This window comes from Streptomyces sp. bgisy159 (genome assembly GCF_965341775.1).
Lineage (GTDB): Bacteria > Actinomycetota > Actinomycetes > Streptomycetales > Streptomycetaceae > Streptomyces.
In genome coordinates this window covers 62976-85238 of record NZ_CBDQZH010000013.1, presented here as the reverse complement: position 1 = coordinate 85238, position 22263 = coordinate 62976, and the positions used below count along the sequence as shown (strand labels likewise).

The 22263-nt window shown below is 75.1% G+C and carries 16 protein-coding genes and 1 pseudogene; 9 read left to right on the top strand and 8 right to left on the bottom strand.

Features of this window, described 5'->3' with window-relative positions:
• The first annotated feature begins 116 nt into the window (after window positions 1-116).
• The 8 genes and pseudogenes from ACSLTV_RS15460 to ACSLTV_RS15425 all read left to right on the top strand — a co-directional run.
• Window positions 117-3566, top strand: coding sequence for a helix-turn-helix transcriptional regulator (locus ACSLTV_RS15460; RefSeq protein WP_435612321.1), 3450 nt, complete (start codon window positions 117-119; stop codon window positions 3564-3566).
• Window positions 3567-3640: 74 nt separating this feature from the next.
• Entirely contained in the window at window positions 3641-4930 is a 1290-nt protein-coding gene (locus ACSLTV_RS15455; protein ID WP_432155217.1) for a PucR family transcriptional regulator, read from the top strand.
• Between the two features lie 565 nt (window positions 4931-5495).
• The gene (locus ACSLTV_RS15450; protein WP_432136470.1) at window positions 5496-6335 is read left to right on the top strand and encodes an ABC transporter ATP-binding protein; all 840 of its coding nucleotides are present in this window, start codon (window positions 5496-5498) and stop codon (window positions 6333-6335) included.
• Window positions 6332-7135 (top strand): ABC transporter ATP-binding protein, encoded by an 804-nt coding sequence (locus tag ACSLTV_RS15445; protein ID WP_432136471.1) that lies wholly within the window; start codon window positions 6332-6334, stop codon window positions 7133-7135. Before ACSLTV_RS15450 ends, ACSLTV_RS15445 begins: the two co-directional genes overlap by 4 nt.
• Complete coding sequence (locus tag ACSLTV_RS15440) at window positions 7132-8028, top strand: branched-chain amino acid ABC transporter permease (protein WP_432155216.1); 897 nt, start codon at window positions 7132-7134, stop codon at window positions 8026-8028. The genes ACSLTV_RS15445 and ACSLTV_RS15440 overlap by 4 nt, the downstream gene beginning before the upstream one ends.
• A 4-nt stretch (window positions 8029-8032) precedes the next feature.
• Window positions 8033-9169 carry a branched-chain amino acid ABC transporter permease gene (locus ACSLTV_RS15435; RefSeq protein ID WP_432155360.1) on the top strand — a complete coding sequence of 379 codons (1137 nt, stop codon included), beginning with the start codon at window positions 8033-8035 and terminating at the stop codon, window positions 9167-9169.
• A complete protein-coding gene (locus tag ACSLTV_RS15430; protein WP_432136473.1) occupies window positions 9166-10434 on the top strand; it encodes an ABC transporter substrate-binding protein in 1269 nt (422 codons plus the stop codon). The genes ACSLTV_RS15435 and ACSLTV_RS15430 overlap by 4 nt, the downstream gene beginning before the upstream one ends.
• Window positions 10435-10620: 186 nt before the next feature.
• Window positions 10621-10911, top strand: a pseudogene (locus tag ACSLTV_RS15425) (ABC transporter ATP-binding protein); the annotation flags it as partial.
• A 105-nt stretch (window positions 10912-11016) separates the two neighbouring features.
• On the opposite strand, the gene tgmB reads toward ACSLTV_RS15425, so the two are convergent.
• From tgmB to ACSLTV_RS15410, 3 genes are all read right to left on the bottom strand, one after another.
• Complete coding sequence (gene tgmB / locus ACSLTV_RS15420) at window positions 11017-12015, bottom strand: ATP-grasp ribosomal peptide maturase (RefSeq protein ID WP_435612320.1); 999 nt, start codon at window positions 12013-12015, stop codon at window positions 11017-11019.
• Window positions 12016-12031: 16 nt separating this feature from the next.
• A complete protein-coding gene (gene tgmA, locus ACSLTV_RS15415; protein ID WP_435612319.1) occupies window positions 12032-12223 on the bottom strand; it encodes a putative ATP-grasp-modified RiPP in 192 nt (63 codons plus the stop codon).
• A gap of 117 nt (window positions 12224-12340) precedes the next feature.
• Window positions 12341-12712 (bottom strand): YkvA family protein, encoded by a 372-nt coding sequence (locus tag ACSLTV_RS15410; protein WP_432136476.1) that lies wholly within the window; start codon window positions 12710-12712, stop codon window positions 12341-12343.
• A gap of 231 nt (window positions 12713-12943) precedes the next feature.
• Between ACSLTV_RS15410 and ACSLTV_RS15405 the strand changes: the two genes are divergently transcribed.
• Window positions 12944-13966, top strand: a complete 1023-nt coding sequence (locus ACSLTV_RS15405) for a hypothetical protein (protein WP_435612318.1) — start codon at window positions 12944-12946, stop codon at window positions 13964-13966.
• Between the two features lie 390 nt (window positions 13967-14356).
• Here ACSLTV_RS15405 and ACSLTV_RS15400 read toward each other — a convergent pair whose 3' ends face one another.
• The 5 genes from ACSLTV_RS15400 to ACSLTV_RS15380 form a co-directional block, all read right to left on the bottom strand.
• Window positions 14357-15592, bottom strand: a complete 1236-nt coding sequence (locus tag ACSLTV_RS15400) for a hypothetical protein (RefSeq protein ID WP_432136478.1) — start codon at window positions 15590-15592, stop codon at window positions 14357-14359.
• Window positions 15593-15886: 294 nt separating this feature from the next.
• The gene (locus ACSLTV_RS15395) at window positions 15887-16378 is read right to left on the bottom strand and encodes a hypothetical protein (RefSeq protein WP_432136479.1); all 492 of its coding nucleotides are present in this window, start codon (window positions 16376-16378) and stop codon (window positions 15887-15889) included.
• Window positions 16379-16792: 414 nt separating this feature from the next.
• Window positions 16793-17758, bottom strand: a complete 966-nt coding sequence (locus ACSLTV_RS15390; protein ID WP_432136480.1) for a DUF1152 domain-containing protein — start codon at window positions 17756-17758, stop codon at window positions 16793-16795.
• Window positions 17759-17972: 214 nt separating this feature from the next.
• A complete protein-coding gene (locus ACSLTV_RS15385) occupies window positions 17973-19337 on the bottom strand; it encodes an FAD-dependent oxidoreductase (protein WP_432136481.1) in 1365 nt (454 codons plus the stop codon).
• Between the two features lie 122 nt (window positions 19338-19459).
• A complete protein-coding gene (locus ACSLTV_RS15380; protein WP_432136482.1) occupies window positions 19460-22246 on the bottom strand; it encodes a SpoIIE family protein phosphatase in 2787 nt (928 codons plus the stop codon).
• Window positions 22247-22263: the final 17 nt, after the last annotated feature.

Below are 22263 nucleotides of genomic sequence, written 5' to 3'. Positions count from 1 at the left end.
ACAGTCCACACCGCGCCCGGCACCCGTGAACGCACAGGTGGCACACGGGATGACGGCTCCCGAGAGCACGGACGCGCGGCTTCCGACGGGCGTTACCCGCGCGTAACGTCGCGGGAATGACCGGAGACACGACCGTGCGCGTCGTGACCGGGGAGCCCGGCTGCGGGCGCACCCGGTACCTGCACGAGGCTGCCCGATCCTTCACGGCGGGCCCGGTGGTGCACCTCACCGCCGACCCCGCGCGCCCCGCCGTGCCCTACGGCGACCTGCGCATCCTGCTGCGCGCCCTGGGGCACCTGATCGGGCGGGCGCCCGCCGAGGTCGGCTCCCTCGACTCGGCCAGGACGGCCCTGTTCCAGGCGCTGCGCGCCGCGGCCGCCCGCGCGCCGGTGCTGGTCTGCGCCGACGATGCCGACCTGTGGGACCCGCAGTCCCGCGCCGCGCTCGGCGAGACGGCCCGGCTGCTCCAGGCGGCCGCCGAGGGTTGCCCGGCAGCCGGCGTGGTGCCGCCGGGGCGGGCGGGGGCCGGGGGCGCGCCCACGATGCCGGTGGGGGTGCCCGGGGCCGGCGGCGGTTGCGCGGTTGTGCCGCGGGGGGTGGTCGGGGTCGGCGGCGGGGGCACGGGCGGGCCGCGGGGCACGCCGGTGACCGCGTGCGGGCCCTTGAGCGGGTCGCGGGGTGCGCGGACGGCGGGCCCCCGGGCGGAGGGCGGGTCGTGGGGTGTGCCGACGGCTGGTCAGGGTGCCGGAGGCGGGTCGTGGGGTGTGCCGACGGCCGGTCACTGTGCCGAGGGTGGGTTGCGGGGTGTGCCGACGGCCGGCTGCGGGGCCGAGGGCGTACGCCTGCTCGTCGCCGTCGCCGGGCACGTGGCGGTCGGGCCGGAGTTCGCCGGACTGCCCGTGCTGCGACTGGACCCACTGGCCCCCGTGGACGCGGCCGCGTTGCTGGACGCGGTGACCGAGGGAGCCGTCGACCCGGCGGTCCGCGATGTGCTCGTGGACGAGGCCGAGGGCAATCCCGGGCTGCTGCTGGCCCTGGCCCGTTCGCTGTCCCCGGCGCAACTGCTCGGTCACCGCCCGCTGCCGCACCCCGTGACCGACACCGGGCTGTCGGCGGGGCCGGCCGACGGGCGCCTGGGCGATCTGCCGAGGGCGCAGCGGGATGTCCTGCTGACCGTCGCCGCCGCCGTACGCGCCTCGGCCGACGGCGGGGCGGCCGTGGGCGTCGTGCTGAGGGCGCTCGCCGGGCTCGCGGGCGACTACACGGTGCCCGGCCTCGATCCGCCGCCCGGGCCGCTGACCCTGGTGGACGGCCGGCTGCGGTTCCGGAGCGGCCTGCTGCGCAGAGCGGTGTACGCCGGGGCGGACGGCGGGCGTCGACGGGCCGTTCACCGGGCACTGGCGGGGGAGGAGCACGGGCTCGCGGCGCTGCTGCACCGCTCGTGGTCCCGGACGGTGCCCGAGCCGGAGACGGCGGCGCGGCTCGTGGAGGCCGCCACCGACCCGGCGGGCCCCGCCCCGCACCGGCTGCGGTACGCGGCACTGGCCCGCGCCGCCGAACTGGCCGAGAACGACTCGGACCGCGCCCGGTACGGCCTCGCCGCCGCCGAACAGGCCCTGCTCGCCGGGCGCCCCGGCCGGGCGCTCCGCCTGTTGGCCACGGCCCCGGTCACCACGGGTCCCACCGCCGTCCACGGCCTCGCCCACCTCCTGCGCGGCACCGCGCTCCTGCACGACGGCCCGGTCGGTGAGGCACACGCCGCGCTCCTGCTCGCCGCCGGGCTCCTGCACCCGCACGCCCCCGACCGTGCCCACGCGGCCGCCCTCGCCGCCGTCGACGCGGCCTGGGCGGCGGGCGACACGACCGGCTGTCTCCGTGCGCTCGGCGCCACGGGAGCGGACGGCGCAACCCCCGGCGCCGGGGAGGGAGGGCGAGGAGCGGTGGGCGGTCGCCGACCGCTCCCGGACCCGCCCGGCCGGGGCTACGGGGCCGTGCCCGGTGGCCGGTCCCCGTGCGGTGCGGCAGGGGAGAGGACTCCGCGGGCCGGCCTCTCCCCGGACGAGCCGTCGGGCGACCCGCCCCGAGCTGCCACCGGCGAGGCGCGTCACGGGGCCGCGACCGGTGCGCGGGCGACCAGCGGGCCGGGCACCGCGTTGGGCGGTTCCCGCCCTGACGCGACGGGCGGGGCCGCTCCGGGTGCCGCGGGTGCCCGTGGGGAGGACGCGGGCGGCGAGGGCGAGCCGGGGGGCGGGGCGCGGTGTGAGGCCGCGGGGGATGCGGGGGCGGGCCGTGCGCGCGGCGCGGCGGGAGTGCCCTCCAGCGGCGTGGGCGAGGCGCTCACCCACCACCGGCTCGGTCTCCGGGCGCTGCTCGAGCACCGGTTCGGCGCGGCGGTGGAGTCGCTGCGGCGTGTGGTCGAGGCCGGGGGAACCGGCGGCGATCCGGAGGGCGCGTTGCGCGGCGCGGCGGCGGCCCTGCTGATGGGCGACCTCGCCGCGGCCCGGCACAACGCCGCCGACGCCCTGGTTGCCGCCCGCGCCCACGGCACGGTCCACGCGGTGGCGCCTGCCCTGGAGTACCTCGCCTACGCCGAACTGCGCGCCGGACGGCACGCGGTGGCGCGTACCCACGCCGAGGAGGGGCTGCGTGCCGCGCACCGGGCGGGCCAGCGCAACATCGCCGCCCACCACCACGCGGTGCTGGCCCTGGCCGCCTCCATCGACGGGGACCGCGAAGCGCTCGGCCGGCATGTGTCGGCGGCGCTGCGGATCGCGCTGAGCCACGGGCTCACCCAGACCGCCACGCTCACCGAGTGGGCCGCGGCCCGCGCCGACCTGGGCGCCGGGCGCCCCTCCGAGGCCGCCGACCGGCTGGCCCCGCTGGTGCGGCCGGGCCCGCGGCGTGGGCACTTCGCGGTCTGGATGCTGGCCGTCCCCTGCGCGGTCGAGGCGGCCGTACGCGCCGGCCGACGCGACGGCCTGGCCGCTCTGGTCGACGAGTTCGCCCTCTGGGCCCGCTTCGGGGCCGACCCGCAGGCCCCCGCCCAGCTGCTGCGCTGCCGCGCCCTGCTGGCCCCGCCCGACCGCGCCGACCTCCTCTACCGCCGCGCTCTCGACCTGCACGAACGGGCGGGCGGCGACTTCGAGCGGGCTCGTACCGAGCTCCTGCACGGCCAGTGGCTGCGCCGCCGGCGTCGGCTGCGCGAGGCCAGGGAACACCTCGGTGCCGCCCTGGTCGGCTTCGAACGCTGCGGCGCCCGCGCATGGGCCGAGCAGGCCCGGGCCGAACTGCGGGCCAACGGCGTCTCGGCGGGCGGCGCCGGGGCCGGTGACCTCACGGCGCTCACCCCGCAGCAACTGCGCATCGTCCGCCACGTCGCCCGCGGCGCCACCAACCGGGAGGTCGCCCAGGCCCTGACCGTCAGCACCCGCACCGTCGACTACCACCTGCGCAAGGTCTTCGCCGCCCTCGGTGTCCGCTCCCGGGTGGAACTCGCCCGGCTCGTGGAGCTGACCGAACAGGCCGGACGCGCCGGACCGAGTGAAAAGACCGCCGCACACCCCTAGGGACCGACCGGACGGTATGTCATCCTGCGGGTCAGGACGCACCAGCCCGGACACCGACCCTGGGGAGGACCGTCATGCAGCACGCCGTACGGCCCCGTGCAGCGCTGCGCCCCGCGCCGGCCGCGCCGGCTCCGCGCTCGCGCGCCCGGCGGGTCCGGTCGCTGATCGACGCCGACGCCCTGCACGTCCTGCACCGCGCGGCCCGTGTCCTGCTGGACGACCTGCCGGAGCTGACCGACCGGCTCCTGGCGGCGCTGCAGGACCAGGAACCGGCCTACCGCCTCTGCATGGACCAGGACGCCGGCACCACCTGGCAGGAGGTGAACCGCTCGCTGCGGCACAGCGTGGCCTCCCTGCTCGACCCGCGCGGCAACCGCGACGCGGCCCACCGCTGCACCTGGCGCATCGGCACCACCCGCGCCGAACAGGGACTGCCGCTGGACGCGCTGCTGCACGCCTTCCGCCTCGGCGGGTCCCTGGTGTGGCAGTCCCTGGTCGAGGAGACCTCGCGGACCGCGCCCGAGGACGTCCGGCTCCTGGTGCACGTCGCCGCCGACGTGTGGCACTTCGTCGACGAGCACTGCACCCTCGTGGCCGACGCCTACCGCCAGGCCGAGCGGCAGCTGGCCTGGCGGCGCGAGAACCGGCTGCGGGTGCTGACCGGGGCCCTCCTCGACGGCAGCATCCGCATCGCCGACCTCCCGGAGACCGCCCAGGCACTGAACCTGCCCGAGCACGGCCGGTACGCCGTCGTCGCGGCGGCCGGCGGCACGGCGGCGGTCGGCGCCGCGGCGCGCGCCGTCCTGGGGGAGGGCACCCGGGCCCACTGGCACACCGGGCAGGACGCCGACTACGGCATCGTCCTGCTCCCGGAAGACCCCGCGGCACCGCTGCCGGCCGTTCCGGCCGACCTCGCCGTTCCCGGCGGGCCGGCACCCGGCGTGCGCGTCGGTGTCAGCACGGCCGTGTCGGGACTGGCCGCCGTCGGAGACGCCCGTCGTCTCGCGGACACGGCCCTGCGCATGTGCCCGCCCGCCGGCGGCACGGTCCGGCTCACCGACCGGCTCCCGGCCGCCCTGGTCCTGGCGGCACCCGAACTCGGGCAGGCCCTCGCCGACCGGGTCCTCGGCCCGCTGGCCGCGCTGGATCCCGCCGACGCGGAGGTCCTGCTGGACACCCTCGCCGCCTGGCTGGCCTGCGACGGCTCGGCGCAGCGGGCCGGTGAGCGGCTCTACTGCCACCGCAACACGGTCCTCAACCGCCTGCGCCGCTACGAGCAGCTCACCGGCCGCTCTCTCTCCCGTCCCACCGACATGGTGGAGATCAGCCTCGCCCTGACGGCCCGGGGCCTGCGCACACACTGACCCCGGCCGCCACCACCCTGCGGGCTCGCCCCCGCCTTCGAATGCCGGGCGACGGACGCCCCGCCGCGCCATCGACGTGCCCCTTCCTGCCGCCGACGTTTCCCGGCCGGGCCACGGACCTTGCCGCGCTGGGTCGGCGCGCCTTCCTCTGGCCCGGCTCCTCGCCCGGCCCGGTCACCGGCTGATCCAGTCCAGCCCCAGCCCGTGCCGCAGCCCCGCCGGCCGACCTTCCCAGTCGACCCCGGGCCGGCGCGCCACCGTCCGCTCCCGTCTCCCGTCCCTCCGGTCTGCCGTCCGCCCTGGCCTCCCGTCCGCTCCGGTCTGCCGTATGCCCCGGTCTCCGTCCGCCTTGGCCTCCCGTCCGGTGAGCCCTCGGCCCGGCTCACGCCGTCCGCGCCGCGCCGCCCCCCTGTGCCCCCGCACAACCTCCCCCACCCCCCGCTGGGCCCGCGCAGCGACCCAGTTCCCGGTGCCTGTACCGCATCCCGTCGCCGTGTTGTCGTGGGCTGCCCTGCCAGGAACCGCCGAAGCGCCGTGCCCGCGCGGCACGGACCGAGGAGCCGCGATGCCCGAAGCACCACCGAGACAACGGTCCGCGGGACCACCGCTCGAACCGCCCGCACTCAGCGTCGAGGGGATCGACGTGATGTACGGACGCGCGGTGTCCGCTCTGCGCTCCGTCTCGCTGACCGTGCCGCACGGCGGCGTGGTGACCCTGCTCGGCGCCAACGGCGCGGGCAAGACCACCCTGCTGCGGGCGGTGTCCGGGACGCTGCGCCTGCACCGCGGCACCCTGACCGCCGGCCGGATCCGCTACGGCGACACCGCGCTGGACGGCCGGGACCCGGTGCGCGCGGTCCGGGCCGGAGTCGTCCAGGTCCCGGAGGGCCGGCGCGTCTTCGCCGGTCTCACCGTCGAGGAGAACCTGCGCAGTGGCGGGCTCGGGCTCGGCCGACGCGCCCCGGCCCTGGTGCGGGAGGCCCGCGACCGGGTGTTCACCCTCTTCCCCGTCCTCGCCGAGCGGGGCCGCCAGCACGCCGGTCTGCTCTCCGGGGGCGAACAGCAGATGCTGGCCATCGGCCGCGCGCTGATGGCCGCCCCGCGCCTGCTGCTGCTCGACGAGCCCTCCCTCGGCCTCGCCCCGCGCATGGTCGACCGGATCGCCGAGGTGATCCGCGAGATCAATGCCCAGGGCACCGCCGTCCTGCTGGTCGAGCAGAACGCGGGCATGGCCCTGTCCCTGGCCGACCACGCCCACGTGCTGGAGGTCGGGGAGGTCCGCCTGTCCGGCCCCGCCGCCGAACTCGCCCGCACCGACGCCGTACGCCGGCTGTACCTCGGCGAGACGGCCGGCACCGAGAACACCACCACCGACGTGACGACCGGCGACCAGGGGGCCGCGTGAACGACCGCACCACCGCACCACCCCCGACGCTCGCCGTCCGGGACGTCACCGTGCGCTTCGCGGGCCTGACCGCACTCGACGAGGTGTCCTTCACGGTCGCCCCGGGCTCGGTGCACGCGATCATCGGCCCCAACGGGGCGGGCAAGTCCACCTGCTTCAACGTGCTGTCCGGCCTGTACCGCCCGGCGGCCGGCCAGGTACTGCTCGGCGACACCGACCTCACCGGCCTGGCACCCCACCGGATCGCCGCGCTGGGCGTCGCCCGCACCTTCCAGAACATCGTCACCACCGCCGGCACCGTCGCCGACAACCTGATGCTGGGCCGCCACGCCCTGTCCCGGGCCGGCTTCCTGGCCAGCGCCCTGCGACTGCCCGCGGCGGTGCGCGAGCAGCGCGAGCATCTGGCCCGCGCCCGCGAGATCGCCGAACTGACCGGCCTGGGGCAGCACTTCGACACCCCCGTGGCCCTCCTGTCGTACGGCGACCGCAAGCGCGTCGAACTGGCCCGCGCCCTCTGCCTGGAGCCGCGTGTCCTGCTCCTCGACGAGCCCGTGGCCGGCATGAACGGTGCCGAACGCGCCCGGACCGTCGAGGTGGTGCACGCCGTCCGCGCCGAACTCGGCCTGTCCGTGCTGCTGGTGGAGCACGACATGGGCCTGGTGATGCGGCTCGCCGACGAGGTCACCGTCCTCGACTTCGGCCGGCCGATCGCCCACGGCACCCCCGACGAGATCCGCCGCCACCCGGAGGTGCTGCGCGCCTACCTCGGCACCGGCGCGGAAGGAGAGGACGCCGCATGACCGGGCTCCTGGACAACCTGCTCAACGGCCTCGCCCTCGGCGCGGTCTACGCCCTCGTGGCCCTCGGCTTCGTCGTCGTCTTCAAGGCCAGCGGCGTCATCAACTTCGCCCAGGGCTCCCTGCTCCTGCTCGGCGGCTACCTCGTCGCCGTCCTCCACGACGACCTCGGCTTCGCCGGGGCCCTCGCGGTGGGTGTGCTGGTGACCGCCGCCGTGTCGGGCGCCCTGGACCGGCTGCTGCTGCGCCGCGGCGACCCCGATCCGGCGGCCGCCCACGTCCAGACGATCGTCACCATCGGCGTCGACATCGTCCTCGCCACCGAGCTGGCCCGGCGCATCGGCGGCGACCTGCTCTCCCTCGGCGACCCGTGGGGCGACGGCGTCGCCCGGCTCGGACAGGTCACCGTCGCCGACAGCCGGCTCGCCGCCATCGCGGTGTCCGCCGTCGTCATCGCCGGTGTCTTCGCCCTCTTCCGGTTCACCCCCTGGGGCCTGTCGCTGCGCGCGGCGGCCGAGGACGTGGAGGCGGCCGCGCTGATGGGCGTACGGCTGAACCGGGTGCGCACGTACGCCTGGTGCCTGGCCGGTGCGCTCGCCGCCCTGGCCGCCGTCTTCCTGGCGGCGTTCCCCGCGCCGGGGCTGGAGCGCACCACCGGACAGATCGCCCTGAAGGCGTTCCCCGCCGCGATCCTCGGCGGCATGGCCTCCCCGGCCGGCGCCCTCGCGGGCAGCCTGGTCATCGGCCTGACCGAGGCACTCGTCGCGGGTTACCAGTCCGACCTGCACGTCCTCGGCGAGGGCTTCGGCGACGTCGCACCCTACGCCGTGATGGTGGTCGTCCTGCTGATCCGGCCCACCGGGCTCTTCGGCGGAAAGGAAGCGGCCCGTGTCTGACCTGATGGCGCGCCGGGCGCGCATCCTCGTCGTCGCGCTTTTGCTGTGCGTACCGCCGTTCTACCTGGACGCCTTCTGGCTGCGCATCGGACTGTTCGCCATGGCCGCCGCCATCGGCGCGATCGGTCTCGGCCTGCTCAGCGGCACCGCCGGGCAACTCTCCCTCGGCCACGCCTTCTTCCTGGCCGTCGGCGCCTACGGCTACACCTGGTTCGCCGACGGCGACCGGGGACCGGGACTGCCGCCCGTCCTCGCGCTGGTGCTGGCGGTGTTGCTGTCCGGAGCGGCGGGCGGGTTGTTCAGCCCGGTCGCCGGGCGGGTGCGGGGCATCTACCTGGGCGTCGCCACGCTCGCCCTGGTCTTCCTCGGCCACCACCTGCTGCTGACCGCGGACTCCGTCACCGGAGGCTTCAACGGCAGCTCGGTGCCGGTGTTCCGCATCGGTGGGGTCGCCTTCGACTCCGCTTCCGAACTCGTCGTCCTCGGCGTGCCGTTCGGTGCGGAGGAACGGCTGTGGTTCCTCGGGCTCGCCCTGTTCGCGCTCACCTGGTTCACCGCACGCGGCCTGCTGCGGGGACGCCCCGGCCGGGCCCTGGCCGCGTTGCGCGACAGCGAGACCGCCGCGGCGGTGATGGGCGTGAACATCGCCCGGCACCGCTCGGCCGCCTTCGTGGTGTCCTCCATGTACGCGGGTCTGGCCGGGGTGTTCCTCGCCCTCGCCTTCCGCCGCGTGGTGCCCGACTACTTCGGCCTCGCGCTCTCCGTGGACTACCTGGCGATGATCGTCATCGGCGGACTCGGCTCGGTGGCCGGCGCCACCGCCGGAGCGGTCTTCGTCACCGCCCTGCCGCTGCTGATGACGCGGTACGCCGACCAGTTGCCGCTGGTCACCACGCCCGGCGCCGGGGACGGCGGTGTGGGTCCCACGGAGGCGGCCCGCTACCTGTACGGCGCGGCCATCGTCGTGATCCTCCTGTACGCGCCCGACGGCCTGCACGGTCTGACCCGCCGGGCGGTCGCCCGGCTGCGCGGCCGGACGCGCCCCCCGGGCACCGGGCCGGCCCCCGGCCCCGACCCGGACCGCGAGCCCGCCGACCACCCTCCCGCCTCCGCCGCACGAACCAAGGAGCACACCCCGTGAACGCCACGCACCGCACCCCCCGCATCGCCCTCGCCTCCGCCCTGGCCGCACTGCTGATCGCGGCCACCGGCTGCAGCTCCAAGGCCGGCGACAAGAGCACCGACGACGGCGCCGACGGCGTCAAGGCGGGGCCCGGGGTGAGCGCCGACACCGTCCGCCTCGGCGCCCTCACCGACCTCACCGGCCCCTACGCCACCCTCGGCAAGAGCATCGTGCAGGCCCAGCAGATGTGGGCCGACGAGACCAACGCCGCCGGCGGCATCTGCGGTCGCAAGGTGGAGATCGTCGTCAAGGACCACGGCTACGACGTGCAGAAGGCGGTCACCGCCTACGCCGACATCGCCCCGGACGTCGTCGCGCTGCCGCAGGTCATCGGTTCCCCGGTGGTCGCCGCGCTGCTCGACGACATCGGGCGCGACCAACTGCTGACCTTCCCCCAGGCGTGGGCCGCCTCCCTGCTGGACAAGGACGCCGTCCAGGTCATCGGCACCACCTACGACGTCGACATGATCGCCGCCGTCGACTACCTCGTGCGCACCAAGGGCCTGAAGAAGGGCGACACCATCGGCCACGTCTACTTCGAGGGCGACTACGGCAGCAACGCCCTCGAAGGCTCGACCTGGGCGGCCGAACGCGCCGGCATGAAGGTCGCCGGGCAGAAGATCAAGGCGACCGACACGGACCTGTCCGCGCAGGTGTCCGCGCTGCGCAAGGAGGGCGTGAAGGCGATCCTGATCAGCGCCGGGCCCGCCCAGACGGCGTCGCTGGTCGGCGTCGCCGCCTCCCGGGGCCTGCGCGTCCCGGTGGTCAGCAACGCCCCGGGCTTCGCACCGCAGCTGATGAAGACGCCGGCCGCGCCCGCCCTGACCGCCATGCTCAGCGTCATCAGCGCGGCGCCCGCCGTGAGCTCGGACCTGCCGGGCGTCCAGAAGATGGTCGCGGCCTACCAGAAGAAGTACCCGGGCGCGCAGGTCGACTCGGGCGTGCTGTCCGGCTACAACGCCGCCCAACTGATGGGCGCCGACCTGAAGAAGGCGTGCGCCGCGGGCAGCCTCGCCCGTGAGGACGTGGTCAAGGCACACCGCTCGCAGACCAACGCCGACACCGGCCTCGGCACCCCGCAGGACTTCTCCGACGCCGCCCGCCCGGCCAGCCTGAAGAACTACGTCCTCAAGCCCGACGCGCAGGCCGCCGGTGGCCTGGTCGACGTGGAGGAGGCCCACCAGGCGCCGGGCGTCGAGGAATACCTCGCCGGCCGCTCCTGACCGACCGGAGTCCGGCCCGCGTCACCTCGACGCGGGCCGGACCGGCACGGGGTGCGGGCGGGCCGAGCGCCCGGCCCATTGAGCGACGGCCCTGCTGAATGCGTTCGCCGGAACGCGTTGGACCTGCGGGCCCGCGTGGGATAGGAAGCGGTTGCACCCACCCGGCTTCCTGAAGGACCACCCCAGATGGCGTCGTCGCACGAACGACCGCTCGACCACCGCTACCGGGACGAACATCCCGTCCGCACCCTCGCCTACCTCCTGCGTGCCGACCGCTGACAACTGGCGTGCGCCGTCGTCGTGTTCACCGTCAAGCACAGCCCCGTCTGGCTGCTGCCGCTGATCACCGCCCACATCATCGACACCGTCGTACAGCACCAGCCGGTCTCCCGGTTGTGGACCGCCACCGGCGTCATCATGGTGATCCTGGTGGTCAACTACCCCCTGCACCTGCTGTACGTCCGCCTGCTCTACGGGTACACCGCCCTGCACCGGGGGCAGGCGGCCTGACCGGCGCGCCCGACGGGAGCTCCGGGCGGGCTTCCCCGCCCGGTACGCGGGGGGCCCGGCGGAGCGGTGGGCTCAGCTCAGCATGCTGCTCGCACCCCCTCCGCAGGGCGCCCGCTCGCCGGCCGCCGGCACCGGCGCCGGAGTGGACAGCCACTCCGCGATCGTCCGGGCGATCGGCTGCCCCGTCTCCACCTCGACGAAGCCGAACTGGCCGGACTGGTTGCACTCCAGGAACCACCACGTGCCGTCCGAGTCCTCCGCGAAGTCGAAGGCTCCGTAGGCCAGTTCCGCCCCTCTCAGATACGCGCGGACCCCGGCGGCCACCCGGGGCGGCACCTCCACCGGCAGCCACGGTGTGGCCGCCGAGGCGAAGCGCACGTCGACCTCGTCGGGGTCGGCGTCCGGCGAGGTCGCCTTGCGGGCCGCGAGCATCCGCTCGCCCACCGCGGTGAGCCGGATGTCCGCCTGCTTGACCACCCGCCGCTGCAGCAGCGTCGGCCCGAACGCCACCGCCGAGAAGTCGGTGTCCGGCGCCACCCTGCTGGTCGGCACCGCACGCGGCGGTTCCTGCGGATGCGCCCCGGACACCGGCTTGACCACCAGGTCCGGGAACCGCTCGGCGAACTCCCGGGCCGCCTGCGGGAAGGTGGTGATCAGCGTGGCCGGCACGGGCAGCCCGCAGCGCTGCGCCAGCCGGAGCTGCCAGGGCTTGTGCCGGGCCCGGCGAGCCGCGTCCGGATGGTTCATCCAGCGCGCCTGCGTGCCCCGCAGCATCCCGTACAGCGCCTGCGCGGACTCCTCGGTCAGCCAGGCCGAGGGCTCCGCGACCCGGGAGGCGGGCACCCCGGGCCGGCGTACCCAGACGGACCGCAGCCCGTCCATGCCGACCAGCCGGCCGCCGGCCCACAGATGCCCGCGGAAGGCGCCGTGCACGTATTCCCCGGACAGGGACACCCCGCCCGTGAGGTCGGCGGGGTCGAACCGGACCACGGGAACCCCGGACGCGTGGAGGTGGACCACCACCATGTCCGCCGTCACGTCCTGTTCACTGGTCAGGATCAGCACCGTCATCGTCGTGAATCCGCGTTCAGTCGTCGAAGTGGGTCTTCGAGCCCGCGGTGGACGTGGTGGTTCCCAGCTCTCTGAGCAGTGAGTGGTCCGAGGCGGCGATCCGCCCGTCGAGGAGTACGTTCAACTGCAGTCCGGAGTCGTAGGCGTACGGAGTGGAAACCTCCAACTCCGCCACCGGGCGAGCGTAGTTGAGCGCGAACGGTTGCATCGTCTCTCCCTCTTCGGTGCTGCGCCGACCGAGCCGTGATCTGCCGCGTCGTCGCTTCGCCCATCGATCTTCTGGGCTTCCTCTTACTTATACGAATCGAACGAGTGGTTGGTTTCCTTACGCTCCGTGAGCGCGGCGCGTTCGACGTCCCGGACCTGAGACGGTCGCGGGACGCCGAAAGGTTGACTCGTCGTCAGAGGATTCCCCGCCGGCCCCGCGCTCCCGCCCGGCGAGCGGCGCGCGCAGCGAGCGCAGGGCGAGCAGGAGCACCCCGATGTCGTCCAGGTACACGGGGTCGGGCAGCAGGTCGGTGGGCAGGAACAGGTAGAGGACCGCGCCCCAGAACACCCAGCGCGGTCCGGTCGGCAGCCCGGCCCGGCGCAGGTCGCGTCGGGTCCGTACCAGTCGTACGGCCAGCCCCGCGGCGACGGCGAGCGTGGCGGCCGCGAGGAGCGAGGTGACGACGATCACAGTCGTGGTCGTGTCCACGGGTCCTCCCCGGAGTCCGGGGCACGCCGGACGCGGGCCCCCTCTCACGGAGTACCCGTTTCTCCTCCTTGTGGCTCACCCGAGTGGCGCGGCGCCGTCCAGGTGGCTCCTAATGGGCAACGTAGTCGCGCGCCGCGCCTCGGGGGCGCATGGAGCGGCCGCCTCCCTTGCATGGGGCACACCATGACCACCCGGTCTCCCTCAGTCCCTTCGAATCCCACCGCGATCCCCGTGAGCGAGCTGCCGGCCGCCACCTCGGCGCCGCCACCGGAGCCTCCGGCCGAAGCGCCGCGCACCGGCGTGGTGGACGAACTGGTCCGGGCCGCCGTGGCCGACCGGCCACTGGAGGAGGTCGCCCAGCTCATCACCCTGCTGCAGCGGTCGCCCGATGACGCGCGGGCCGCCGGTGACGCGTTGCGCTCCGCCGGAGTCGGCCGTTCCGTGGAGGACGTCGCCCGGCTGGTCATCCTGCTGACCCAGCCGCCGCGGCCCGCGGACAGCGCCGACGAACTGATCCGCGCCGCCACCGAGCGCAGACCGGTGGAGGAAGTCAGCCAGCTGATGGCGCTGCTGCACCGCACCGCGCTCGAACCCCACTGCGAACAGGAGGCCATGCGCACCGCCGCCACCCGGCGGCCGATAGAGGAACTCGTCGACCTGATAGGGCGGCTGGGTGTGGTGGAACTCACGCCGCCCCCGTCCGGCGCCGACGACCCGCAGCCCGCCGCCGAGGGCGGTCGGCAACCGGAGGAGGACGGTCTCCCCTGGGTGACGGTCAGCAGCCGGACCCGTGCGGTGACCGGTGGCCGTCGCGAGGCGGCTCCCGGGCGGGTGCCCGGGCCGCCGCCGTGGCCCGCCCGGCTCGCCGCCGTGCTCCTGCCGGCCTGCGGGGCGGCCCACGCGCCGCTCACCACCACGGGCCTCTCCGCGCAGGGGTTCGGGACGCTCGTCGGCGTCTCCGCGCTGTGCGTCATGCCGGCCCTGGTGCTCTTCCTGCGGCCCGCCGTCGTGCTGCTCGTGGCCGCCGTGGTGGTACCGGCCGCCCTGGCCGACTGGGCGGTGTTCGCGGACCGCTTCGGTCCTGAGCGGCTGACCCGGGTGCTGGAGGCGATGGCGGCGCCCCCCTGGCAGGCCGGCGCGGTCGCCGTGTGCACGGCGGTTGTCGCACTGACGGCCCTGCTGCCGGCGCTGCAGCCCACGAGCCGCCCCGCACCGGCCGAGCCCGCGCCCGAGACACCCGTCGGGACGGGCTGACACGGGCGTGTCCGGCCCCCGCCCTTCCGTGGCGGGGGCCGGCCAGGCGCCACGGCCCCGTGACGGCGTCCATCGGCGCGGCCGGCGGACGCCGCCTCGGCCGGGTGGGTACGAGCGTGTTCCCCCCTTCGAACGGCTGCGTGACCTGCCTCCAGGCACATGCCGACGGCCGCCGACCCGATCACCCGTCTGGCGGACGTCCCGTCACCGGCAGGTGAAGGCCTGACCGCGGTGCGCGCCACCGCGGACGGTCCGCTCGGCCGGCCGGTGCCGGTGGACGGGACCGCCGTGCACACCCCCGGGCGGCACCGGACGGGCTCCGCCCACCGCCCACGAGCGGACGGTGCTCGGCCCGACCCCGCCCGCCCGCCTCCCGTGTTCAGCCGGCCCTCACCGCCCCGGGCCCGAAGACTCCTCCTCGCCGCGCTGCCCGGGCAGGACACCCGGCGCAGCACCGGGATCGGTGGGGGAGTGGGGCGGCCTTGCTGACTTGCCGGGCAGCTTCAGGCGCTCCAGCGTCCGGGTCAGCTGCTGGAACGGGGAGCCCGTGGGACGCGCGGCCGGCTGCGACTCCGGGAGGCCGGCCGCCGGCGCGTCGGCGGCGTTCTCCCGCAGTACGGCCAGCGCCTCGTGCGCCCGCTCGGCGGCCTCCCGGTACAGGTCGCGGGAGCGCGTCATCGACTCCAGCGCCTCCGCGTACATGGCGACCAGCTGCTTCTGCCGGGCCAGCTCCTCCTCGGGCGTCAGCACGTGCCACTGCTCGCGCAGCGCGGTGAGGACCTCCTCGGCACCGGACGGCAGCGGACCGGGAACGGCGGTGTACCGGGTCACCGCGTCGATGAGCTCCGACGGCTCGGACCCGTCGAGGAAGACGGTCCGCACGGCGAAGGACCAGTCGCCGTCGTCGGGCCGTGAGCCAGGCCCGCCCGGCAGCAGCACGGCCCCGCCGCGCGGCACCTGCGCTCCCGAATCGCGCAGCGCCCAGTTGACGGCACGCAACTGGTGAGGCGCGGCCCGGTGTTCGACGACCCGGTCGCGCAGGCCCGCCGGAAGGAAGCGCACCAGGGACGCGCTGCCCCGCTCGTCCGTCGTCATCGCCTCGTGCACCACCAGATGGACGCTCCAGTCGTCCCGCAGCGCGGCCCGCAGCACCCGCCGGAGATCCTTGTCGTCCTCGGGCAGCCGGTTGGCGGCCCCCAGCCGCAGCCCCGGCAGGGCGGCGTGGTCCCAGCCGCCCTCCGCGTCCCCGGGCTCCCGCGCGCGCTCCGGCTCGGGCCAGAACCGGCCGCTGGGCGCCGGCCACGTCTGGCTCCAGGGGGCCTCGGCCTCCGCGACCAGGATCCACTCCCGCGCCTGGCCCGGCCCGCGGCCGGGAACGGCGTCCGCCAGCTCAAGCCGGGCGCGCACGGTCACGTCCCCGGGGACGGTCCAGCGGGCCTCGAAGACCCGGCGGCCGGCGGGGCGCTCGGCGTCGGACAGCTCCAGGAAGTCCAGGACGTCGCCCGCGTTCTTGCGTCGCCGCAGCTGCCGCACCACCTCCTCGGCCGGTGCGGCACCGGTATGGCGGCCCCGGGCCAGCCACACCGTGGAGGGGGTCGGCGGACGGTCGGTGGAGGAGGTCGGCATGAGTCCATCTGGGGGAGGGGGACGGCGTGCGTGTTCCAGTATCGCCCGCCGTCCGGCGAAGTCGATCACATGGGGGTGTGCCCGCGGCACCGCGCCCCTACGCGCCGCGTCGCACCACCGAATCCACGGGGCGCGCGCCGCGCGCTCGGGGCGCGTACGGCGCGCACCAGCCGGCCGGTGCACACCCGTGTCCTGGCCGTGGGCGGAGCCCGACAATCGACGGGGCGGGCAGGGACCGCCCACCATCCGCGTCGGGGCGGGCCCTGCCCGCCATCCGCGGCACGTCCCGGCGTCTCACACCCGGCGGCCGTCCCCGGTACGGCCCCGGCGGCGCCGCTGGCCGCCGACCCGGGCGCCGTCCGGTGCGGGCCCCGGTGCGGGAGCGCTGAAGCCGCCGGGTACGGCGCGCGTCTCGGGGGCGCGCGGCGTGTCCGGAGCACGGGTCCGGTGCGCCGGCGCCTCGGAAGGGCTGCCGTCGGCGGGTGCCTCGGCGGGCCGGCGGGCGGGCGGGGCGGCCCGGGCGACCACTCGTGTGTGGCTCATCAGCGGGGCGCACGCCGAGCAGACCTCGGTGAGCGTCCACACCTGGCCCACCGACGGGTCGTGCCGCAGCACCAGCACCACGGCCCCGGCGCAGGTCACGCGCGCGCCCTCATGGGCGGAGCACTTGTGCAGCCGGCAGCCGCAGGAGGCGTCCGGCCGTACGGTCGCGGCCCGGGCGTGGGCGGCCGCGTGGGCGTCGGCGAAACGGCGCAGGGCCGCGATGTCCCGGGAACGGGCGGGCATACGGCAGCCCGAGGAGCAGCTGACGGAAGCGCTGCGGTCGCGGTGTCCCGTCACCCGGATCGTCCACGACCGACCCGGGCGGCGAGTTGATGGGGCGTCGGGGTACGCGAGAGCCAAGGCCATGTGTCCTTTTGTCGTCGAGAGGGCGGCGCGCAGGTGCGCTGAGGGAGATCTACCCGGTGAGGGCGCGTTTCACAGCATCCGACGCGTTATCGTCCGGCGTGTCGGCGCATCGACGGCACACGTGCGGTCCAGGGGCGGGCCGGCATGGCCCGTGCCCTCCCACCGCACGCCGTCCCGCGCCAGGTGGCCGGGGCCGTGGTCGAGAGGGCGCCGGGGCGGCCGGGCCGGCCCTGTGCCGCGGCGCGGAGCGGCAGTTCTCGTGGCCCGGCGGTCTGCTGGGACCGCGAGCGGTCAGTGCGGGAACGCGCGCGGGCGGCGCGGCCGGGGCACCTCGTCGCGGAACTCCTCGATCCGGGAGCTGATCTGACGCATCAGGACGGTGTCCGAGAGCCGGTCCAGATACAGGTTGCGCCGGGCCAGACCGTCCGCGTCGACACAGAAGTACAGGGCCATGAGCGGATTGACGAACAACTCGCCGCCCCTGGTGCGCTCGGTGAAGCGCACATCGCCGAATTCCCCGCGGACGGCCGCGGCGACCGAGCCGTTGACGATGCTCGGGCGGTCCGGTGTACACGTCTGCGCGTGGGCCACCGCGTCGAGGTACGCGGCGCCCTCGGCGCTGTCACGGGGCACCGAGAAGGCACCGAGATAGGCGCCCTCACGGTCCAGCGCCGCCAGGTTCTCCAGCACGAGGGCGTGGTTGACGCCGTGATACGCGTCGACGCCGAAGCCCAGGCAGACGACGAGCCGTTGGGCCACGTCCGTCAGCGCATGCACCGCGGCCAGGCTGGCCATGTCCTCCTCCGGCGTGCCGAGCCCGTGCTCGTCGCCCCGCATGAGGATGTCGGTCCCGCCGTCCACCAGCACGATCGCGTCCACCCCGCCCAGCCGGTCCAGCAGCGCGCGGTAGGCGTCGGTCAGCGGGGCGACCCCGGTGCGGGAGAAGGCGTACACCGTGGCGGGGAGGCCCTGGCCGTCCAGCCAGCGAGCCAGCGTGCGCTCCGGGAAGTAGCCGTGGTGGCCGGGGGTGTCCGGCCGTACGGCCGCGAGGTCGGGCGCCTCGAACACCTCGGCCGGCAGACCGTACAGGTCCACGAAGGACAGGTTGGCCAGGTGGACGTCCTTGCCCGCCGAGCGCAGGGCGAGGGCCAGCGGGAGCCCCGCGTACACGTCGAAGCCGCCGCCCGCGCCGGCGATCAGCACCCGGCGGGCGTCGCGCAGCCGGGTGAACAGCGGAGGTTCGTGGAGAGAGAACACCGGGGGAACGTAACAGGATGTCGATCATCGGGCCCGTGGTTTTGCCCGATCACCGGGACGCGGAGGGCCTCACGGTTCCCGGTACGCGGAGAGCCCGAGGGCCCCGGGACGTGGAGGGGCCGGCGAGCCCGGGATGCGGAGGGGCCCGCGGGTGGTCCGCACGACGCCGGTCCGACAGCGTCGTGGTCCTCACCCGCGGGCCCCTCCGCCCGGGTCAGGCGCCGCTCGCGCGGAGCATGTCCTCGCGCTCGACGATCTTCACGCGCTCGCGGCCCTGGGGCTCGCCCAGCGCCTTCTCGGCGGCGTCCAGCTTGTACCAGCCCTCCCAGGTGGTGTAGCGGACCTCGCGCTCGGCGAGGAACGCCTCGACCGCCTCGGGCGCCGGAGAGTCCGGCGTGTGCAGCCTGCCGTTCGCGTGGTCGTCCAGCAGGTTGGCCACCGTCTCGTTGGCGTCGCCCTTGGTGTGGCCGATCAGGCCGACCGGGCCACGCCGGATCCAGCCGGTGACGTACGTGGACCGGAGGTGCTCGCCGGACTCCTGGAGCACCCGGCCGCCCCGGTCGGGGACCGTGCCCGACTCGATGTCCCAGGGCAGCTTGGGCAGCTTGTCCGAGAGGTAGCCGACCGCGCGGTACACCGCGTCGACGTCCCAGTCGGTGAACTGACCGGTGCCCTTGACGTTGCCTGTACCGTCCAGTTCCGTGCGCTCGGTGCGCAGGCCGACGACCTTGCCGTCCTCGCCCAGGATCTCCACCGGCGACTCGAAGAAGTGCAGGTACAGCTTGTGCGGGCGGTCGCCGACGTCGCGGATCGCCCAGTTCTCCAGGGTCTTGGCGACCATGTCGACCTGCTTGTTGCCCCGCCGCTCGGCGATGGAGCCCTCGTCGTAGTCGATGTCCTCGGGGTTGACGATGACCTCGATGGTGGGGGAGTGGTCCAGCTCGCGCAGCTCCATCGGGCTGAACTTGGCCTGCGCCGGGCCCCTTCGGCCGAAGACGTGGATCTCCACGGCCTTGTTGGCCTTCAGGCCCTCGTGGACGTTCGGCGGGATCTCGGTCGGCAGCAGCTCGTCCGCGGTCTTCGCGAGGATCCGGGAGATGTCGAGCGCCACGTTGCCGACGCCCAGGACGGCGACCTTCTCCGCGTCCAGAGGCCAGGTGCGCGGCACGTCCGGGTGGCCGTCGTACCAGGACGCGAAGTCGGCGGCGCCGTAGGAACCGTCCAGGTCGACGCCGGGGATCCGCAGCTCGCGGTCGGCCATGGCGCCGGTGGAGAAGACCACCGCGTCGTAGAACGCGCGCAGGTCGTCGAGGTGGATGTCGGCTCCGTAGGTGACGTTGCCGAAGAGGCGGACCTGCGGCTTGTCGAGCACCTGGTGCAGGGCGGTGACGATGCCCTTGATACGGGGGTGGTCCGGGGCCACGCCGTAGCGGATGAGGCCGAACGGGGCCGGCATGCGCTCGAAGAGGTCGATGGACACGCCGGGGTCGGCGGCCACTTCGGACTTCAGCAGCGCGTCGGCGGCGTAGATCCCGGCCGGGCCGGCTCCGACGATGGCTACCCGCAGGGGGCGGGGCATGATCAGGTCCCTTCGAGCGGTGGAAGATCGACTCGAAGGAAGCCTAAACTAAGGCAAGCCTAAGTCGGTACGCGGGTCCGACCTATGAGCTCATAAGGCTCTTTTATGAGTCCCCCAAGAACTCATGATAGCGGCTGCTCGGCCCAGATGATCTTCCCGGTCGCCGTGTACCGCGTGCCCCACCGCTCGGCCAGCTGCGCCACCAGGAACAGCCCGCGCCCGCCCTCGTCCGTCATCGCCGCGTACCGCAGGTGCGGCGAGGTGCTGCTGCCGTCGAAGACCTCGCAGATCAGCGAGCGGTCACGGAGCAGCCGTACCCGCACCGGGGCACTGCCGTAGCGGATGGCGTTGGTGACCAGCTCGCTCAGGATCAGCTCCGTGGTGAAGGTCAGCTCCACCAGCCCCCAGCGGTCCAGCTGCCGGGTGACCGCCGCCCGTACCTCCCCGACCGCCGCCGGGTCCATGCGCACCTCCCACTCGGCGACCCGGTCCGCGCCCAGCGCCCGGGTGCGGGCCACCAGCAGCGCGATGTCGTCGCTCGGACGGGGCGGCAGCATCGACTCCAGCACCACCTGGCACGTCCCCTCCGGTGAGCCGTCGGCCCGCTCCAGGGCGGCGCGCAGCAGCTCCAGGCCCGCGTCGATGTCCCGCTCCCGGTCCTCGATCAGCCCGTCCGTGTACAGCACCAGCCGGCTCTCCTCGGCCAGCTCCAGCTCGGCGGACTCGAACGGCATCCCGCCCAGCCCCAGGGGCTGACCCACCGGCACCTCCGGGTACTCCACCCGGCCGTCCGGGTGGACCAGCGCGGGCGGAGGATGACCGGCCCGTGCCACCGTGCAGCGCCGGGCCGCCGGGTCGTAGATCGCGTACAGACAGGTCGCGCCGGAGACGGGGCCCACCGCCCCCTCCGCGGTCTCGTCCTGGTCGATGCGTGCCACCAGCTCGTCCAGCAGGCCGAGCAGTTCCTCCGGCGACAGGTCCAGCGCGGAGAAGTTGTGCACCGCGGTGCGCAGCCGGCCCATCGTGGCCGCCGCGTGCAGCCCGTGCCCGACGACATCGCCGACCACCAGCGCCACCCGGGCGCCCGACAGCGGGAGCACGTCGAACCAGTCGCCGCCCACGCCGGCCTGCGCCGGCAGATAGCGGTAGGCGATGTCCAGGGCGTTCTGCTCCGGCAGTGTGCGCGGCAGCAGGCTGCGCTGCAGGGTGACCGCCAGCCCGTGCTCGCGGGTGAAGCGGCGCGCGTTGTCGATGGACACCGCCGCCCGCGCCACCAGCTCCTCCGCCAGGGCCACCTCCTCCGCGTCGAACGGTTCCGGCCGCTCGGACCGCCAGAAGCTGACCACGCCCAGGACCAGCGCACCCGCCCGCACCGGCACCGTGATCAGCGAGTGGATGCCGAACCCCAGGACCTGCTCCGAACGTTCCAGGTCCTGGGCTCGCCAGCCCGGAGCCTCGGCGAGCCTGGCCTCCAGCACCGCCCGGCTCTCCGCCAGGCTGCGGCCCTGCGGGGAAGAGCCGATGAACCGTATCTGCTCACCCACCGCGTACAGCGGCGCCCCGGGGCGGCGCGCGCCGAGCGCCGTCCGCCGCAGCGCGCTCTCCGGCCGCGGTTCCTCCCCGGCGAGCACCGCGTCGTACAGGTCGACCGTGGCGAAGTCCGCGAACCGGGGCACCGCGAGCTCCGTCAGCTCCTGAGCCGTCCGCGTCACGTCCAGACTGGTGCCGATGCCCACCCCGGCCGCGTACAGCAGGTCCAGCCGCTCACGGGCCGCCTCCGCGCGACCCGACAGTGCGCGCAGCTCCGTGGAGTCGCGCAGGGTCGCCACGCTCCCCGCCGGACCGCCCGCCACGTCGGTGGGCCGCTGGTTGATCGCCAGCAGCCGGTCCCCGACCAGGTGCACCTCGTCCGTGGCCACCCGGCCCGACGCGAGCAGGTCGGCCGTGTCCGGATCGAGGCCCAGGTCCAGCACGGGGCGCCGCTCGGCGTCCTGGGGCAGGTCGAGCAGGCGGTGCGCCTCGTCGTTGGCCAGCATCAGCCGGCCGTCGCCGCCCACGATGATCACGCCCTCGCGCACCGTGTGCAGCACCGCGTCGTGATGCTCGTACATCCGGGTCATCTCGTGCGGGCCCAGCCCATGCGTCTGGCGCAGCAGCCGTCTGCTGACCAGCGCGGTGCCCGCCGTCGCCAGGGCGAGCGCGACGGCGGCGGCGAAGAGCAGCAGCGGCAACTGCTGGTTGACGGTCCCGCCCACGTGCTCGGTGGTGATGCCGGACGACACCAGACCGACGACCCGCCCGTCGGCGTCCTTCACCGGCACCACCGCCTGCACCAGCCGCCCGATGGTGCCGTCGATCTCCTCCACCACGATCCCCCCGGCCTGCGCCGGGGCGATGTTGCCGACGAACTGCTTGCCGATGCGGTCCGGCTTGGGGTGGGTGTAGCGGGTGCCGTCGGGGTCCGTCACCACGATGAAGTCCACGTCGGTGGCGGCCCGGGCGGCCTCCGCCCGCGGTTGCAGCACCGCCGTCGGATCGGGGGAGCGCAACGCCTCGACGATTCCGGGGGAGTTCGCGAAGGTCTGGGCCACCGCCAGGGAGCGGTTACGGGCCTCCCTCGTGATGTCGTGCCGGACCTGCAGCACCAGCGCCACCACCGCCGCCACGACGAGCAGCACCACGATGGCCACCTGGAACACGAACACCTGTCCCGCCAGGCTGCGGCCGCGCAGCGCCGCGCGGCCCTTGGCGGGCCGCCGCGGCTCGGACGCGGTGCCGGCGGAGGGGCGCTGCCGGGAGGTCACCCGGTCCTCGGTTCCGGGCCGGGCACGCACGGGCGGGCGCCGGGTGCGCGGTTCTCGGGGGCTGCGGGCCGACCGGATCTCCGATCGCTCCGGAAGTCGGGCCATGTGCCCATGTCTACACT